15 protein-coding genes are annotated in these 15,568 nt (G+C 63.3%); 12 read left to right on the top strand and 3 right to left on the bottom strand.

All coding sequences use genetic code 11. The annotated features are described in order from the left end of the window. Positions 1-82 precede the first annotated feature (82 nt). Together AACH39_RS12795 and AACH39_RS12790 are read left to right on the top strand one after the other, a co-directional pair. Entirely contained in the window at positions 83-706 is a 624-nt protein-coding gene (locus AACH39_RS12795; protein ID WP_338620255.1) for a response regulator transcription factor, read from the top strand. A 131-nt stretch (positions 707-837) separates the two neighbouring features. After that, the gene (locus AACH39_RS12790; RefSeq protein WP_338620253.1) at positions 838-1,338 is read left to right on the top strand and encodes a hypothetical protein; all 501 of its coding nucleotides are present in this window, start codon (positions 838-840) and stop codon (positions 1,336-1,338) included. A 90-nt stretch (positions 1,339-1,428) separates the two neighbouring features. Here the strand turns inward: AACH39_RS12790 and AACH39_RS12785 are convergent, their stop codons facing one another. The 3 genes from AACH39_RS12785 to AACH39_RS12775 form a co-directional block, all read right to left on the bottom strand. Continuing rightward, positions 1,429-1,599, bottom strand: a complete 171-nt coding sequence (locus AACH39_RS12785; RefSeq protein WP_215779067.1) for a hypothetical protein — start codon at positions 1,597-1,599, stop codon at positions 1,429-1,431. A 410-nt stretch (positions 1,600-2,009) separates the two neighbouring features. Next, positions 2,010-2,777: an alpha/beta hydrolase gene (locus AACH39_RS12780; RefSeq protein WP_338620250.1), complete on the bottom strand. Its 768-nt coding sequence runs from the start codon at positions 2,775-2,777 to the stop codon at positions 2,010-2,012. A 1-nt stretch (position 2,778) separates the two neighbouring features. Then, positions 2,779-3,300 carry a MarR family transcriptional regulator gene (locus tag AACH39_RS12775; protein WP_338620248.1) on the bottom strand — a complete coding sequence of 174 codons (522 nt, stop codon included), beginning with the start codon at positions 3,298-3,300 and terminating at the stop codon, positions 2,779-2,781. A 111-nt stretch (positions 3,301-3,411) separates the two neighbouring features. On the opposite strand from AACH39_RS12775, the gene AACH39_RS12770 reads away from it, so the two are divergent. From AACH39_RS12770 to AACH39_RS12725, 10 genes are all read left to right on the top strand, one after another. Next, complete coding sequence (locus tag AACH39_RS12770; RefSeq protein WP_338620246.1) at positions 3,412-4,293, top strand: EamA family transporter; 882 nt, start codon at positions 3,412-3,414, stop codon at positions 4,291-4,293. A gap of 173 nt (positions 4,294-4,466) precedes the next feature. Next, complete coding sequence (locus AACH39_RS12765) at positions 4,467-4,907, top strand: DUF3757 domain-containing protein (RefSeq protein WP_215779081.1); 441 nt, start codon at positions 4,467-4,469, stop codon at positions 4,905-4,907. 177 nt (positions 4,908-5,084) lie between these two features. Continuing rightward, entirely contained in the window at positions 5,085-6,548 is a 1,464-nt protein-coding gene (locus AACH39_RS12760; RefSeq protein WP_338620244.1) for a methyl-accepting chemotaxis protein, read from the top strand. A gap of 100 nt (positions 6,549-6,648) precedes the next feature. After that, positions 6,649-8,832: a methyl-accepting chemotaxis protein gene (locus tag AACH39_RS12755; protein ID WP_338620242.1), complete on the top strand. Its 2,184-nt coding sequence runs from the start codon at positions 6,649-6,651 to the stop codon at positions 8,830-8,832. A 117-nt stretch (positions 8,833-8,949) separates the two neighbouring features. After that, a complete protein-coding gene (locus tag AACH39_RS12750) occupies positions 8,950-10,563 on the top strand; it encodes a methyl-accepting chemotaxis protein (protein ID WP_338620241.1) in 1,614 nt (537 codons plus the stop codon). Between the two features lie 250 nt (positions 10,564-10,813). Beyond that, the gene (locus AACH39_RS12745; RefSeq protein WP_338620240.1) at positions 10,814-11,995 is read left to right on the top strand and encodes a response regulator; all 1,182 of its coding nucleotides are present in this window, start codon (positions 10,814-10,816) and stop codon (positions 11,993-11,995) included. Positions 11,996-12,147: 152 nt separating this feature from the next. Next, on the top strand, positions 12,148-13,935 hold the full coding sequence (locus tag AACH39_RS12740; RefSeq protein WP_338620239.1) for a methyl-accepting chemotaxis protein: 1,788 nt from the start codon (positions 12,148-12,150) through the stop codon (positions 13,933-13,935). A gap of 87 nt (positions 13,936-14,022) precedes the next feature. After that, on the top strand, positions 14,023-14,226 hold the full coding sequence (locus tag AACH39_RS12735) for a hypothetical protein (protein ID WP_338620237.1): 204 nt from the start codon (positions 14,023-14,025) through the stop codon (positions 14,224-14,226). 220 nt (positions 14,227-14,446) lie between these two features. Continuing rightward, the gene (locus AACH39_RS12730) at positions 14,447-14,827 is read left to right on the top strand and encodes a hypothetical protein (RefSeq protein WP_338620236.1); all 381 of its coding nucleotides are present in this window, start codon (positions 14,447-14,449) and stop codon (positions 14,825-14,827) included. After that, on the top strand, positions 14,824-15,324 hold the full coding sequence (locus AACH39_RS12725) for a YMGG-like glycine zipper-containing protein (protein ID WP_338620234.1): 501 nt from the start codon (positions 14,824-14,826) through the stop codon (positions 15,322-15,324). The genes AACH39_RS12730 and AACH39_RS12725 overlap by 4 nt, the downstream gene beginning before the upstream one ends. Positions 15,325-15,568: the final 244 nt, after the last annotated feature.

Here is a 15,568-nt window from a genome sequence, read left to right as displayed (position 1 = left end):
TCATATGTATTAATGACTGAGCATTGCTCCAATATCAAAACCCTTAAAACAACCCATTCATCATAATTATTGGAGCCACATCATGAAGGTATTGGCGCTGGACAGCACCCCGCTTTATCTGACCGGACTCATACACAGCATGGCCATCCTGGCCCCAGAACTCAGCATCACCCCCATCCAGCAAGCAGAAGCCATCACCGAGACCCACGCCTCCCCATCGGTCATCCTGCTGGATGAAGACTTCGACCAGGCCCCTTGCCAGCACTGGATCGAACGCCTGCAACAGCAATACCCCGGCTGCCCGATCCTGATCACAGTGCACAAAGCCAACATGGAAGACGCCATCCGCCTGCTGCGCCACGGCGCCGCCGGCATCGCCCCGAAAAAAATGATGCCGGAACGCCTGTACCAGGCGATCCGGCATGTCCACAGCGGCCTGGCCTTCATCCCCATGGAACTGGCCACCCCAGGCGAACCGGACATCACCGGCCATCCCCGCAGCCAGCCCCCGGTCCACTCACGACTCACCTTGCGACAATCACAAATCCTGGCCCTACTGGCCCAGGGCGCGTCCAACAAACAGATCTGTCGTCAGCTCTCACTGGCAGAGGGCACCGTCAAGAATCACCTCTATGCCATCTTCCGCCTGCTCGGCGTACACAACCGCACCGAAGCTGCCGTCCTGGTGGAGCGACTGCAGGCATGAGCCACCGACAACCCCGGCCCTTCTTCCCCTGACGGCGGCCCCATCCATCAGACACATCGATTCAGGACAAGGCATGCGCCAGGCTGACAAGGCAACACACGTTGCCCATCAACCAGTCAAGGAGAAACAACATGAATCACGACCAATTCTTGATGATCGCCGCACAGGAAGAGCACCAGATGGTGAATGCGGTGGGACAAGGCGCCCAATGGGAAATCATCGCCCACTGGTTCCTCTGCAACAGTCTCAGCCAGCAAGGCTGCCAGGTCATCCGGGAATTCAACTATCAGGCGGTGGCCGGACAACGCACGGACATTGCCTTCCTGCATGGCAACAACCTGTACTACGTCGAGACCAAAGTCGAATCGGCCACCAATGCCGGTATCTTTGCCGGCCGCAGCTTCAACCAGGCTTTCCAGGAGGACTACAACAAACTCTACGACCTGAATCTGAGCACCCGCGCCGCAGAAATGAACCGGCAACCGGGCAAGAAATGGATCCTGTTCATTGCCTACTCGGACTTCGGCAAGAACAACCTCTATAGCTCATACAAATTCATGAGCTTTTACCAACACCCGCATCTGCCCCACCAACCGCCCCCCATGCTGTTTGCCCTGGCTGAGGTCGACTAATCCGTCAACAGCAAAAAACCGGGGTCAGGTCTTTCAAATTGCGTTCAATGCAAAATGAAAGACCTGACCCCGGTTCTGACTGTGAGTCGCTCAGGCCTCGACGATAACGTGCTGAGCTTCGAAACCGTTGGCCTGCAGCGCAGATTCCACTTCCTGCGGCGATTCGAGGCCGGCGATGCGAATGATTTCATGGCCGTCGGCGCCCAGAATCTTGCCACTCCACAACCCGCTGCTCGTCTGGAAAATTTGCAATGTTTTCATGATGGTCCGTGTCCTGAAGTAATAATCATCGAGACCAGCATGCCACGCCCGACCCGCCCTGACCATGCACCCCGGGCCGGCCGAAAAGACCGGCAAAAAACCCGAAATGCATGAATGCAGCCGGGTAACAGGCCGCAAGACATCAGGCTGACAACCCGGGAAACGCCCATGGAATATTGCAGCGCAACAAACCGGGCAAAGCCTCATGAGTACTGATTGTCCAGCCTGAACTTCGCCTCAGCGCCGGCCTGCGGGCCGGGTGCCAATACCTGGGGTCGGCGCCTGCGCTAATACAGCCCGCCCGCCGTGGCACAGGCACCCAAAACATCCATCACAAAGTGCTGATATATACAAAACCATGTCGCAGCCTATGTGGCAAGCACGTCAGTCGCCGCGCGCTTTCAGGCCGGTCAATGACTCAGGGACTGCGCGATCAGTGCCGCCAGACCCGCCGGCTGCTCCCAGGCCATCGAATGCCCCGCCTGTGGCAACACCACACTCGCCACCCCATGCGCCGGCAACCAGTCCAGATCGGCATCCGGCAGCGACAGCTCACCAAAAATCACCGTGCGCGGCATGGGCAACTGCAACAGCAGCGTCCGCCAGGAGGGCTCGACCCCGGCCACCAGCGAGCAGGCCGAACGATGCACCGCCAGCGGCGACGAATGCCGCAGCGACGCCGCCCAGGTCCCGGCCCCGCCAGTCGCCGCCGCCCGCACCATCACCTCATGGCCGCGCGCCACATACTCGGCCTCCGAATACTCGGCAATCGCCCGGCTGAACATCCCGCCGCCAGCGTCGAAATTCGGCTCACTTAACACCAGATGCCGCACCTGCGCCGGCAACAGACTCGCCAACTCGATCGCCACCGCGCCGCCCATGCTGTGGCCATACACATCCAGCGCTTCCAGCCCGAGCGACGTCACCAGCGCCGCCAGCGCCCGGGCATGATCCGTCGTACGGTAAGCCAGCCCTGCCGGGGCATCACTGAAGCCCGAACCAGGCAGATCGGGCAAAAGACGACGCCGGTCCGCCAGCACCGCCTGTGCCGCCACCTGCGGATAATCACAGGAGGCCGCACAGCCCAGGCCATGCACAAACAACAAGGGCCGGCCTGCGCCGGGCAAATCGTGATAGCGCAACGTGCATTGCGCCGCTTCCCACCGGAATGTCTTCATCTCACTGCCGTCCTGATTCCGCCTGCTCCAGAAAAGCCAGCAACTCTGCCAGCCGCTTGTTCAAACCCGCCTGACTGCGCGCACTCAACCCCGCCAGCAGGGCATGCTCATTGGCCACATGCGCCTCGACCGCCCGGTCAATCAGCGCCAGCCCCGCGGCACTGAGCCGCACCAGCGTACTGCGCGCATCCTCACTGCTCGCCTCGCGCACAACCCAGCCCTTGCCCTCCAGCACCTTCAGCCGGTGCGTCATGGTGCCCGAGGTCACCATCAGCGAAGAAAACAAAGCCGTCGGCGCCAGACTGTAAGGCGCCCCGCTGCGCCGCAAGGTCGCCAGCACATCAAACTCCCAGCCAGACAGGCCGAAACGCTCGAACACCGGCTCCAGCCGCTGCGACACCAGCGCAGCACAGCGTCCCAACCGCCCGATCATCCCCATCGGACTGACATCCAGATCCGGCCGCTCCTGGCCCCACTGCGCCAGAATCCGGTCCACCGCATCCCCCTGCCCTGTCACATCCATGCCGCACCTTTATCTTGAATTCAAGATTAATTTGCCTTGAATTCAAGACAACTGTTATCTTGAATTCAAGCTATGCCGACACGATTATAAGCCGAAGCAAAGGGATTGCCCATGCACCACACCGACCACACGCCCCGCTGGGCTGACGTCTGGCTCACCGCCCTGCCGCCCGTCATCTGGGGCACCACCTACATCGTCACCAGCCAACTGCTGCCGCCAGACCGGCCATTCACCGCCGCCCTGCTGCGCGTCCTGCCCGCCGGCCTGCTGCTGATCCTCGCCACCGGCTGGCGCCCCGCCCCCGGACACTGGCTCCGCCTGCTCATCCTGTCGGCGCTGAATATCGGTGCCTTCCAGCCCCTGCTGTTCATCGCCGCCTATCGCCTGCCCGGCGGCCTGGCCGCCGTGGTCGGCGCCTGCCAGCCCTTGCTGGTCATGGCTCTGATCTGGCAATGCGAACGACGCCCCCCCAGCCGCCTGGCCCTCGGCGCCAGCGTGCTCGGCGTACTCGGCATGGCGGCCCTGCTACTCTCCCCCGGCTCACACTGGGATGGCCCCGGCATGCTGGCCGCGGCAGCCGGCGCCCTGCTCATGGCCTGCGGCACCTACCTGACCCGCCGCTGGGCACTGCCCGCCCCGGTCAGCGCCCTGACCGGCTGGCAGCTGCTGCTCGGCGGCCTGATGCTGACCCCGCTGGTACTGCACTACGACCCGCCCCTGCCGACACTGAGCAGCCTGCAAATCGCCGCCTACCTCTACCTGTCGAGCATCGGCGCCCTGCTCGCCTACTGGCTGTGGTTCCGCGGCATCACCCGATTGTCGCCGGTCGCCGTCAGCTCGCTCGGCCTGCTCAGCCCGCTGACCGCCGTCCTCCTCGGCTGGGTACTGCTGGGCCAGGCGCTGTCGCCACAGTCACTGCTCGGCATGCTGACCGTGCTCGGCAGCGTACTGGTCGTCCAGCGCAGCATGATCGCCCCCGCGGCACCCCGCTGAAGCCGCTGCCCGGCCTCGATGACCGCACCCCGCCTGTCAGGATTGTCTGATATCCCGCCCCGGCCGCCCGCCCCCGCGAACTTCCCCCTGCCGCCAGCCTCTAGCCCCCACGCCGACCGCTTGCCACTCCCTGAGCAAGCGGCGCCGGCGCCATGCTGAAAAGGAAATCGTCCATGCAAAAAACCCTGTTACTGTGCCTGCTGGCCAGCAGTGCCGCCGCCTATGCCCAACGCAGCGAAAGCTGCCCCGACAGCCATCGCATCACCGTACGGGGCGCGACCTACACCGCCCCCACCGCCGGCAGCGGCGAATGGCTGGGCATCGCCGCCCCGGGCATTTCCGGCGCCATCCAGACCTTCGAATCGGCCACCTTCTACCCCGATGATGCCGACGCCGCGCGGCCGACAGGCAAATTCGGCAAGTGCAGCTACCGCACCGCCAACGGCCCCGTCGACCTGCGCTACAAACCCCAGGACACCGAACCCACGGTCATGCTGACCGACCTCAACGACTGGCAGGCACAACAAGGACCGTTCGGCCTGCGCTACTTCGAATGCCGCACCCCGCTCGCCAGCCAGTGCCGCTTCACCCTGAGCCAGCCAGCCGGCCGATAACCGCAACACCACCGGGGGTCAGGTCTTGTATTTTGCATTGCCACGCAAAATACAAGACCTGACCCCCGGTTTCCAGGAATGCTCTATACATAAAAAGACCTGTACGCATGTGCAGCGTCATGGTGACAACGTGCAGATCAACCCTGGCCCAACGCGCCCACATCACGAGAACAATACATGTGGCCCTTCAAAACCAAGACCAATACCGTTGAAACCCTTGCCCCGGGCACGGAAGCGCCAGAGAGCGGCAGCGTGCGCGCCAGCTCCTTCATGGGCACGCTGCACGACATGGGCGTCAGCCTGGCGCATGTCTGCCACAACCTCACCCTCCTGAAACAAGACTCCGACCAGGTGGCGCAGCAATCCAACACCATCTCCGACGAGTCGCTGGCCATTCACCAGTTGGTCAGCCAGGTCGCACAGAGCGCCCAGACCGCCACCGATGCCGCCGAGCGCACGCGCAGCCGCGCCGCCTCCGGCGTCGAGGCACTCAGCCAGGTAGTGACGCGCATGGGGGGCATGGCGCAGCAGACCCGCCAGTCGGAAGACATGCTCAAGGCGCTGGCCGACCAGGTGCGCGCCGTGCTCACCGCCTCGGCCACCATCCAGCAGATCGCCAACCAGACCAACCTGCTGGCCCTCAACGCCGCCATCGAGGCCGCGCGCGCCGGCGAGGCCGGACGCGGCTTTGCCGTGGTCGCCGATGAAGTACGCAAACTGGCCACCCTGGCCGGCGACTCCTCCGCCACCATCACCCGCATCATCGAAAACGTACAGCAGCAGACCATCGCCTCGGTCGAAAACATCGAGGCCCTGGCGCAGGAAGCCAACCAGGTCTCCGGTGTGGCGGAAACCATCGGCGGCCAGCTGTCGACCATTCTCAGCGACGCCATCGACACCTCCGCCCAGGTCTCGGCCATGGCCAGCGGCGCCAGCTCGGCGGCCGAATCCGCCAGCCGCATCGCCAGCCTGGCCCAGGACAACTATGCCCAGATGGGCCGCTTCCAGACCGAGCTCGGCCATGCCGTCACCCTGTGCGACACCCCCGGGGAAAAAGCCTTCAAGCTGATGGTCGACTACGACATGGACGTCAACCATACCCACTACTACCGTGCCGCCCGTGCCACCGCCGACCAGGTCGAGGCCACGCTCAACCAGGCGGTCAAGGACGGCCGCATCAGCCTGCAGGATCTGTTCTCCGACCACTACGAGCCCATCCCCGACACCTGGCCGCAAAAATACCACTCGCGCTTCGACCGCCTGACCGACGAACTGCTGCCGCCGATCCAGGAAGCCTTCCTCACGGCCCACCCCGAAGCCGCCTACGCCATCGCCACCGACCAGCGCGGCTATGTGCCGACCCACAACCGCCGCTACAGCGCCCCACTGACCGGCAACCGCGACAAAGACCTGCAGGCCAACCGCAGCAAACGAATCTTCAACGACCGCACCGGCTCACGCTGCGGCAAACACGAACAGACCGTGCTGATCCAGACCTACAAACGCGATACCGGCGAAGTGATGCACGACCTGTCGGTGCCGATCATGATCCAGGGACGCCACTGGGGCGGCTTCCGCATCGGCTACCCGACCGAAGAAGGCGAACAGGACGATGCCCACGGCAAAGTCGAGCTGTTCTGACGGGATGAAAATAACAAGCAAATATTTAATCAGGAATTAATATCAATAAACAATAGAACAAATAGATAGAACACTCAGGCTTCCACCAAGGACCCCCGTGATGACCGCCCGCTCCCGCACCCCCCGGCGCTTTCTGATCGTTCGCTGCCTGCTGGCCACCCTGCTGATCGGCCTGCTCTCCCTGCTGGTGAGCTGGCTGCTGCAGCGCGACTACCAGGAGCGCCGCGCCACGGAAGAACAGGCCATCATCGCCGAGCGCCTCGACCGCGACCTGACCGCCAAGCAAACCCAGCTGGAAGGCATGTTCAATGCCATGTACCAGAACGCCCGCACCATCTCGCTGCTGCCCAGCGTGCGCGCCATCAGCGGAGAAAACCGCCAGGGCGACCAGAAAAACGCCGTCGAGCTGGGACGATTCTCCGCGGATGGCTTCTACACCGTGCAGCAGATCTTCAACAACCTGGCCAGCAACACCCATGTATCGGAAGTCTATGCCGTACTGAACGGACTGGATGGCAAGAAGGGCCAGGTGCCCTTCTTCATGTTCGATACCCTGCGCATGGACCCGAGCAAAAAAGAAGCCGAGGCCGCCAGCGAGGCCAAGGACCCGGACAAGCCGGAAGAACTGGAAGATTTCGAATACGCCTACTTCCCGCAGCAGATCGCCCTGATCCGCCAGCATTACCCGCGCTTTGACTTCAAGACCCCGGACGACATTCCGGCCTTCGCCTCCCCCCTGATGCGCACCTGCGACAACGAGCAGTACTACTCAATCAAAAACTGCAGCGTGCTGGATGCCAACGGCTTCCTGTATTCCGTGCCCTTCTACCATGCCGGAGACCAGACCCTCAGTGGCGTCATCTCGGTGATCTCGCGCAGCAATCTGTACGAAGCCGCCCTGGTCGGCGTCCCCTACCTGATCCTCACCGACAAAGACCGCGCAGCCGCCCGTCAGGCCGGGCTGAGCATGCCGCAGCAACTATCCCCCTTTGCCCTGGTCAATGCCGCCTACAACATCCGCATCTACGACCGGCGCAACCCGGAAATGGGCCAGCTGCTGAAACACCCCGAGACCGCCGGCCCGCACCTGTACACCCGCACGCTCAACATCCACAGCGACAGCCCCTGGGTACTCTACTACTACCTGTCGCCCGCCCTGCTCGACAGCCTGCTTGCGCCCATCCACGCCGCCTATCAGACCCGGCTGTGGCAGGCTGCCGGCCTGATGCTGCTGCTCTACCTGGGCCTGCTGCTGTTCTTCTACCGCCAATACCGCGCCTATCTGGAACTGCTCGACCTGCGCGCCGTCGAGCGCACCATCCTGCGGGCAGCCGAACAACGCGACTTCACCCTGCGGGTCGAATCCCGCGGCCAGAGCAAGGCCGAACGCACCATCCGCGCCCTGAACCAGCTGTTCGACGTCCTGCAACACAAACTGCAAGACCTGTCCGCCGACCTGCAGCCCGTGACCAGCGCCGCCGAACAGATGCAACACTCCGCCACCCAGCTGCAAGCCTCGGCCGAACACGGCAGCCAGACCGCGCAGCACATGCGCAGCGAACTGGCGCTCATCGCCCAGAACATCGCCACCATTGCCGAACGCGCCCGCCAGGCCAGCGAACTGACCCGCCAGTCCTCCGACATCGCCGACACCAGCGACAGCGTGATCCACCAGACCGTCAGCGAAATCCGCATGATCTCGGCCATGGTCAGCACCGCCGCCGAACGCATCACCCAACTGCAGCGCTCAACCGACGCCATTTCCGGCATGGTCGGCGTCATCAATGAACTGGCCCAGCAAACCAATCTACTGGCCCTGAATGCCGCCATCGAAGCCGCACGCGCCGGCGAGGCCGGACGCGGCTTTGCCGTGGTGGCGGACGAAGTCCGCAAACTCGCCGACCGCACCGCCCAGTCGACGAACGAAATCGATGGCGTGATCAGCGACATCCAGCAAAACTCGCGCATCGTGGCCGACGCCATGCGCGATATGGTGAGCAGTGTGGAACAAGGCGTGGAACACGTGGCCGATGCCGGCAATGCCGTAGCACGGATCCGCGACAGCGCCGCCGAAGTGCTGGCGGTCGTGGCCGAAATCGATCAGGCAATTGCCGAACAAACCGCCCACAGCAACGAAGTGGCCGACGAAGTGGCCACCATTGCCGAAAGCGCCGAACAAACCGCCCGCACCGCCGTCGACAGCGCCGCCTCCGCCGCCAGACTCAGCACACAGGCAGAAAAGATGCGCGGCAACCTGGCGCTGTTCAAGGTGGCAGACGAGTAAGTAAAAAACAGTGAATCAGCCAATTGGCATTCCGCCAGCGCCCATCTATACATCATATGCAGCGTCGGCAAAATTTGACCACGACATCGGCGCACGCAAGACCAACGGGGACCTCTCATGACCATTTCCAAAAAACTGCTCATCACCCTGAGCCTGGCGATGCTGGCCCTGATCGCCGTCGGCAGCTTCGGCCTGTGGAATCTCAGCCAGTCGCAGTCGCGCTTAGAGTATGTGATGGACAACACCTTTCCCAGCCTGCATGACATCAACCAGGCCAAAGATGCCCTGACCAGCATCCGTGTGTCGATCCGCAATATGCTGCTGGTGCCGACCCAGGCCGAGAAAGACAAGAACATCGCCGCCTTCGACGCCGCCAACAAAAAATTTGACGATGCCATCGCCGATTACCAGGCCAACCACCTTTCCAACGATACCGACCGCCAGCTGCTCGAGGCCGTCAAGAGCGCCATGGCCGCCTACCGCCCCATCGTGCAAAGCATCATTGACGCCGAACGCGCCGGCCAGCACGACAAGGCCGTCGCCACACTCAACAATGCCAGCCAGGTCGCCGCAGCGATGAGCAAGGCACTGGATGATCACTACAAATTCAACACAGACAACGCAGCCAGGCTGGCCAGCGACAACCAGGACGCCTACTCCCTCGCGCGCCTGCTGTCCCTGCTCAGCATCGGCCTGGCCCTGTTGGTGGTCGGCTTCCTCTCCGCCACCATCTACCGAGCCATCAGCCAGGGCTTTGCCCAGCTCAGCCACAACCTGACCCAGGTCAGCGAAACCCTCGACTTCCGCATCCGCGCCGAGGTCAAGAGCCAGGATGAAGTCGGACAGGCCAACCGCGCCTTCAACCAGCTGCTGGACAAGCTGCAGAACAGCGTGCGCACCCTGCTGGACGTCGCCAAAGACGTCGGCACCGCCTCGCGGCAACTGATGGAAACCTCGACCCAGGTCTCCGCCGCCGCCACCGCGCAGAGCGAAGCCTCCGCCAATATGGCCGCCACCATCGAAGAAATGACCGTCAGCATCAACCACGTCGCCGCCCAGGCACAAGAAACCCGCGAAGGCGCCGAACATGCCCGCACCCTGGTCGACAACGGCTCGCGCACCATCCACCAGACCATCACCGACATCCACCAGATCTCCAGCGTGGTCAAAGAATCGGTCGACAGCATTCGCCAGCTGGAAGCCGACAGCGCACAAGTCGGCTCGGTCATCGGCACCATCCGCGACATTGCCGACCAGACCAACCTGCTGGCCCTGAATGCCGCCATCGAAGCCGCACGCGCCGGCGAACAAGGCCGCGGCTTTGCCGTGGTGGCCGACGAAGTCCGCAAACTGGCCGAACGCACCGCCCGCGCCACCCTGGACATCTCCACCACCATCAGCTCGATGATCGACAAATCCAAGCAGGCCACCAGCCAGATGGAAACCGCCGGCGGCCTGGTCGACACCGGCGTGGCGCGCGCCGACGAAGCCAACAGCGCCATCGGCCATATCGGCGAGAACGTCAACAACGCCTCCGGCAGCATCAGCGAAATCTCGGCGGCCATTCAGCAACAGGGCATTGCCAGCAACAACATCGCCATGCGCGTAGAACAAACCGCGCAAATGGCCGAACAATCCAGCGCCGCCGCCAGCCAGACCGCCGACAGCGCCCGGCAACTGGATGCCCTGGTACAACGCCAGAACCAGACCCTCGCCGCCTTCAAGGTCTGAGCCACCCCTCCCCGACGGGGTCCACCGACGGGGTCGCTCCACCGACGGGGTCAGGTCTTGTATTTTGCATCCTGATGCAAAATACAAGACCTGACCCCGTTGTTACGCGTTTGGCCGAAGCTGCCGCTTGATAAGCGTCAAATACCCCAAGATAAAAGCCATTGACCGATATTTCTTGCCTCGGCCACACTCCTTGCATAGCCTGAAAGAAGCGCATGGCCCTGCCCCTGCGCCCCGTGGATGCCGACCCTTGAACCTCAACAAACGCAGACTCTTCATCCTGCTGGCGGATGACAGCCGGGCCCAGTGCGAAACACTGACCACCCTGCTGGAACAAGCCGGTCATGACGTGCACTACGTGCACTCAGGCGAAGAGGCCATTGCCTTCTGCAAACGCTACCGCCCCGACCTGATCCTGATGGACCTGGTCATGCCGGGCATCGGCGGCATCGCCGCGCTCAGCCACCTGCGCGACAGCACCACCCGCTACTGGATCCCGGTGCTGCTGATGGGCGAGGCGCGCAGCCCGCAAATCATCCTCGAGGGCTACCACGCCGGCGCCGACGACTTTCTGGTCAAACCCATCCAGCCCGCCCTGCTGCTGGCCAAAGTCAACGTCTTTGCCCGCATCATCCGCGCCTACCCGCAGATCAACGCCGACTCAAAGCGGCTGGCCGACTACTTCGACGAAAACGAATCCGAACAAACCCTGGCCGCCGAACTGATCCAGCGCCTGTCGGCCCACGACCCGCTGCAGGCCTCCCGCCTGCAGCAATACCACTGCAGCCAGAGCCGCTTCTGCCGCGACGTCGTCAGCCTGCGCCACACCCGGCATGGCGATGAATACCTGCTGCTGGCCGACTTCCAGCAAGACGGCCTGTCCACCGCCATCTGCGCCTACAGCCTGATCGAAGGCTTCCACCAGCTGATCAACCAGCAGCTCGAACCGGAACAACTGCTGCAGCGACTCAACCAGCACTACATCGAACGCTTCGGCCATACCCGCCCGGTGCGCTTCCTGCTGTGCCACATCCAGCCCGCCCAACACACCCTGACCCTGTGGAACGGCGACATGGACGTGGTATTGCTGGTCGGCCAGGACGGCCGGCAACGCCACAGCCTCGCCAGCAACAGCGAACGCCTGGGCAGTGGCAGCCACCCGCTGCTGCACAGCAGCACCTACCACGGCTGGCACCACGGCGACCGGCTGATCGTCCTGACCGTCACCCGGCAAGGCCCGATGCCGGAGCGCGACGCCCTGCTGAACGACCTGGCCAAACTGGCCAGCGACGGCCCGATGGATGCCTTCCACACCCGCTTCGCCGCCAGCGCCCGCTCACGCAACGCCTGCCAGGACCTGCGCTTCACCCTCACCCTGTGCGAACTGCACACCAGCGAGACCCCCGCCCGGCAAGGCAGCCCGGTACACTGAACACCGCACGTCACACCACCCCTGATCTCGGTCAAACCTGCTGCACAGCCGCCCTGCCCAACCCTGCCACCGGACTACCGGGACAGCAGGAAGCTGTGATATGTTTTTGGCATAAAACATAAATAAACACCATCACAGGGAAAAACATGGGCATGCTCAGACAACTCTATGACTGGGTAGAACGCACCTTCTGGCACAGCCTGGGCCGCAAACTCGGCAGTTTTCTGCTCATCAGCCTGCTGCAGCTCTGCCTGCTGATCTACCTCTACCTGCAACTCGACAGCATCCGCCAGGTCCTGCAAAGCGGCAGCGCCAGCGCCGCCACCCAACAAAGCATGGCCGGCTCACTCAGCACCCTGCTGTGGTGGAGCGCCGGCTTCTGGCTGTTCTCGCTCATCGCCATCGTGTTCCAGATCTGGTACCTGCGCTTCCTCATCGTGCGGCCACTGCGCATGATCATCCGCATCTTCGACGACATCGGCGCCGGCCAGGGCGACCTGTCGCAAGACATCCCGGCCATCACCCACGACGAAATCCGCCAGCTCTCCGAGTCCTATAACCGCTTCGTCACCAAAATGCGCGAAATCATCAGCCAGGTACGGCTGATGAGCATCCGCCTGGCCGTCGACACCGCCCGCACCGGGCGCAACGTCCAAACCACCACCCGACTGGCCCACCAGCAGGAGCAAAGTGCCACCCAGGTCCACCAGATCAGCGACAGCTCCACCCGGGGCATTGACGACCTGAGCCAGCACGCCCACGGCATCTCCAGCACCACCCAGTCCAATCTGCAACTGGCCAGAGCCTCCTTCGACGAACTCAACCAGGTCTCGGCACGCATCAGTCACATCAGCGAACAGGTCAGCCACTTCCACCTCACCGTCGAAGACCTGAGCACCCGCTCCGCCAGCATCAAATCCATCGTTGACCTGATCAAAGACATCTCCGACCAGACCAACCTGCTGGCGCTCAACGCCGCCATCGAAGCCGCGCGCGCCGGCGAACAAGGCCGCGGCTTTGCCGTGGTGGCCGACGAAGTGCGCAAACTGGCCGAACGCGTCAAATCCGCCTCCAACGAAATCTCCGGCAACATCGACAACATGCTGCAACTGGTCGCCAACACCGAAGTCGAGACCGACGACATCCGCCACGGCACCGTCGAAGCCCGCGAGGTGGTCGGCCGCGCCTCGCAACAGTTCTCGCACATGATCGGCGACTTCCAGCAAACCGCCGACAGCCTGGACAATATGGTACAAACCCTCGACCAGCTGGCCGGCGCCAACCGCCAGATCAACGGCGAAGTCGCACGCATCCACAGCCTGGGACAAGAAGTCCGCGAACGCCTGGTCGAGACCGAACAAGTCGCCAGCTCGCTGGCCAGTGACACCGAGTCGGTACAGGAACTGGTCTCGCGCTTTGTGGTGGGCGAAGGCCCCTTCGACGACATGGTCAACCGCGCCAAAAAAGCCCGTGACGAGGTCCAAACCTACCTGAACCAGTGCCTGGCCCAGGGCATCCAGGTCTTCGACCAGCAATACCGCCCCATCCCCGGCAGCCAGCCGGCCAAATTCCACACCGCCTACGACCAGCACGTGGAACAGACCCTGCGCGCCAGCTACGACGCCTGCGTACGCGACACCCCGGCCGTCATCTACTGCGGCCTGCTCGACCAAAACGGCTACGCCCCCACCTATATGAGCGACGCCTGCCAGCCACAAACCGGCAACCTGGAACACGACCTGAAATACAGCCGCGACAAACGCCGCTACGACGACCCGGTCAGCCTCAAGGCGGCACGCAACACCGCCCCCTTCCTGCTGCAAACCTTCTGCCGCGACACCGGCGAAGTGGTCTCGGAAATCGTCCTGCCGGTCAGCGTCGGCCAGCGCCACTGGGGCGGCATGCGTATTGGCTTTGACCCGGTGAAGCTCCTGAACTAGCCGACGCAGATAACCCTGCTGACAGACGGGTTGCAAGCACCGCCCAGGCTGGCTATATCTGGCAGAAACCCCGCCGGAGAAGCGCCCATGACCCTGACTGACGAAGCCAAAGCCTGGTACTTCCGCATCTGCGATGGCCACCTCGCCCCGCACGAAGACCCGCCCGCGCATATCATCGCCGCCCTGACCCCACCCGGGGCAGAACTCATCGCCAAAGGCCTGCACTGGCACGAATCCACCCTGTCGGTCATGCAGGGCTACCGCCAGCGCCTGGCCTCACAGCCCGACTAAGCCCCACAAACACGGGGTCAGGTCTTGTATTTTGCGTCCTGATGCAAAATACAAGACCTGACCCCGTTCGTATGACTGTTGTCACCATTGATGGCCGTGTTTTGCCAACACGGCTGTCATACACATTGCCACACGCTTTGCCGCCATCGCACACAAGCGGGCAATGACTTTGCGTCATAAAGCCATCAGACGAATCCTGACTGATGAGCGAGGTGACACCATGACACGCTTTGCCCGCCCCTGCCTGGCCCTGCTGAGCCTGCTGCTGACCGGCCCGGCGCTGGCCGCCCATGTCGACATCGGCATCGGCCTGGGCTACTACCCCCGCTACCACTACTGGCACCACCCGGTCTACGTTGCCCCGCCGGTCTATGTCGCGCCGCCGGTGTACTACTACCCGCCGCCCACCGTGGTGGTGCCGGTGACCCCACCGGCCTATGTGCAGCAACAGCCCGTGGCCAATACCCAGCCCGCCGCCAGCAACACGCCCAGCTGGTACTACTGCGCCAAGCCCAGGGGCTACTACCCCTATGTGCCGCGCTGCACCGTGCCCTGGCAAACCGTCCCCGCTACCCCGCCGCAAGGAGTCGGCACCCCATGAAAACCGCCCTCATCACCCTCGCTCTGATCCCGCTGGCACTGAGCCTGAGCGCCTGCGCCACCTACCCGGAAGGCCCCTCGGTCATGGCCCTGCCCGGCCAGGGCAAAACCTTTGACCAGTTCCAGGCCGACGACCTGAACTGCCGCCAGTACGCGCAATACCAGAACCACGGCAGCCAGGCGCAGCAAAACGCCACCGACAGCGCCCTGACCAGCGCCGCCGTCGGCACGCTGATTGGCGCGGCCGCCGGGGCACTGATCGGCGGCAACCACCAGGGCGCCGGGGTCGGTGCCGGCATCGGCCTGCTGGGCGGTACCCTGGCCGGCAGCGGCGCCGGCGAACAGTCCGGCCACGTCACCCAGCACCGCTACGACCAGGCTTATACCCAGTGCATGTATGCCAAAGGCGAGAAAGTGCCGATTTACGGCCACTTTGAAAGCGCCCAGCACAGCCAGCCGCCGCGGGCGATGACCCCGCCACCGCCGCCGGGGTGGTGAGGGGGGGCTGAAGGGGGTCAGGTCTTTCGTTTTGCGCTGCGTGCAAAATGAAAGACCTGACCCCCTTTCTCTCTTTCTAGCCAATATCTTGGTCAGACACAGTGTTGTCCATCTCATCCGCGCAGGCTTGCAACTGCTGCCCTACCATCCGAAGTGCCTGGAAGAACAGCTCACTCACACTACCGTTCCCCTCTATCAACACGTCTACGCCTGCGTCATCCAAGCTCACCTCATCCATCATCAC

The organism is Paludibacterium flexuosum (genome assembly GCF_037076605.1).
In the GTDB taxonomy this organism is placed as follows: domain Bacteria; phylum Pseudomonadota; class Gammaproteobacteria; order Burkholderiales; family Chromobacteriaceae; genus Paludibacterium.
This window is presented reverse-complemented; position numbering and strand designations above follow the sequence as displayed.

What these genes read in the sequence shown, in the direction of transcription:
- AACH39_RS12790 (WP_338620253.1), top strand. Translation starts at nt 838, where the DNA reads ATGAATCACGACCAATTCTTGATGATCGCCGCACAGGAAGAGCACCAG.
- AACH39_RS12730 (WP_338620236.1), top strand. Translation starts at nt 14,447, where the DNA reads ATGACACGCTTTGCCCGCCCCTGCCTGGCCCTGCTGAGCCTGCTGCTG.
- AACH39_RS12785 (WP_215779067.1), bottom strand. Translation starts at nt 1,599, where the DNA reads ATGAAAACATTGCAAATTTTCCAGACGAGCAGCGGGTTGTGGAGTGGC.
- AACH39_RS12755 (WP_338620242.1), top strand. Translation starts at nt 6,649, where the DNA reads ATGACCGCCCGCTCCCGCACCCCCCGGCGCTTTCTGATCGTTCGCTGC.
- AACH39_RS12795 (WP_338620255.1), top strand. Translation starts at nt 83, where the DNA reads ATGAAGGTATTGGCGCTGGACAGCACCCCGCTTTATCTGACCGGACTC.
- AACH39_RS12735 (WP_338620237.1), top strand. Translation starts at nt 14,023, where the DNA reads ATGACCCTGACTGACGAAGCCAAAGCCTGGTACTTCCGCATCTGCGAT.
- AACH39_RS12765 (WP_215779081.1), top strand. Translation starts at nt 4,467, where the DNA reads ATGCAAAAAACCCTGTTACTGTGCCTGCTGGCCAGCAGTGCCGCCGCC.
- AACH39_RS12775 (WP_338620248.1), bottom strand. Translation starts at nt 3,300, where the DNA reads ATGGATGTGACAGGGCAGGGGGATGCGGTGGACCGGATTCTGGCGCAG.
- AACH39_RS12760 (WP_338620244.1), top strand. Translation starts at nt 5,085, where the DNA reads ATGTGGCCCTTCAAAACCAAGACCAATACCGTTGAAACCCTTGCCCCG.
- AACH39_RS12750 (WP_338620241.1), top strand. Translation starts at nt 8,950, where the DNA reads ATGACCATTTCCAAAAAACTGCTCATCACCCTGAGCCTGGCGATGCTG.
- AACH39_RS12725 (WP_338620234.1), top strand. Translation starts at nt 14,824, where the DNA reads ATGAAAACCGCCCTCATCACCCTCGCTCTGATCCCGCTGGCACTGAGC.
- AACH39_RS12740 (WP_338620239.1), top strand. Translation starts at nt 12,148, where the DNA reads ATGCTCAGACAACTCTATGACTGGGTAGAACGCACCTTCTGGCACAGC.
- AACH39_RS12780 (WP_338620250.1), bottom strand. Translation starts at nt 2,777, where the DNA reads ATGAAGACATTCCGGTGGGAAGCGGCGCAATGCACGTTGCGCTATCAC.
- AACH39_RS12770 (WP_338620246.1), top strand. Translation starts at nt 3,412, where the DNA reads ATGCACCACACCGACCACACGCCCCGCTGGGCTGACGTCTGGCTCACC.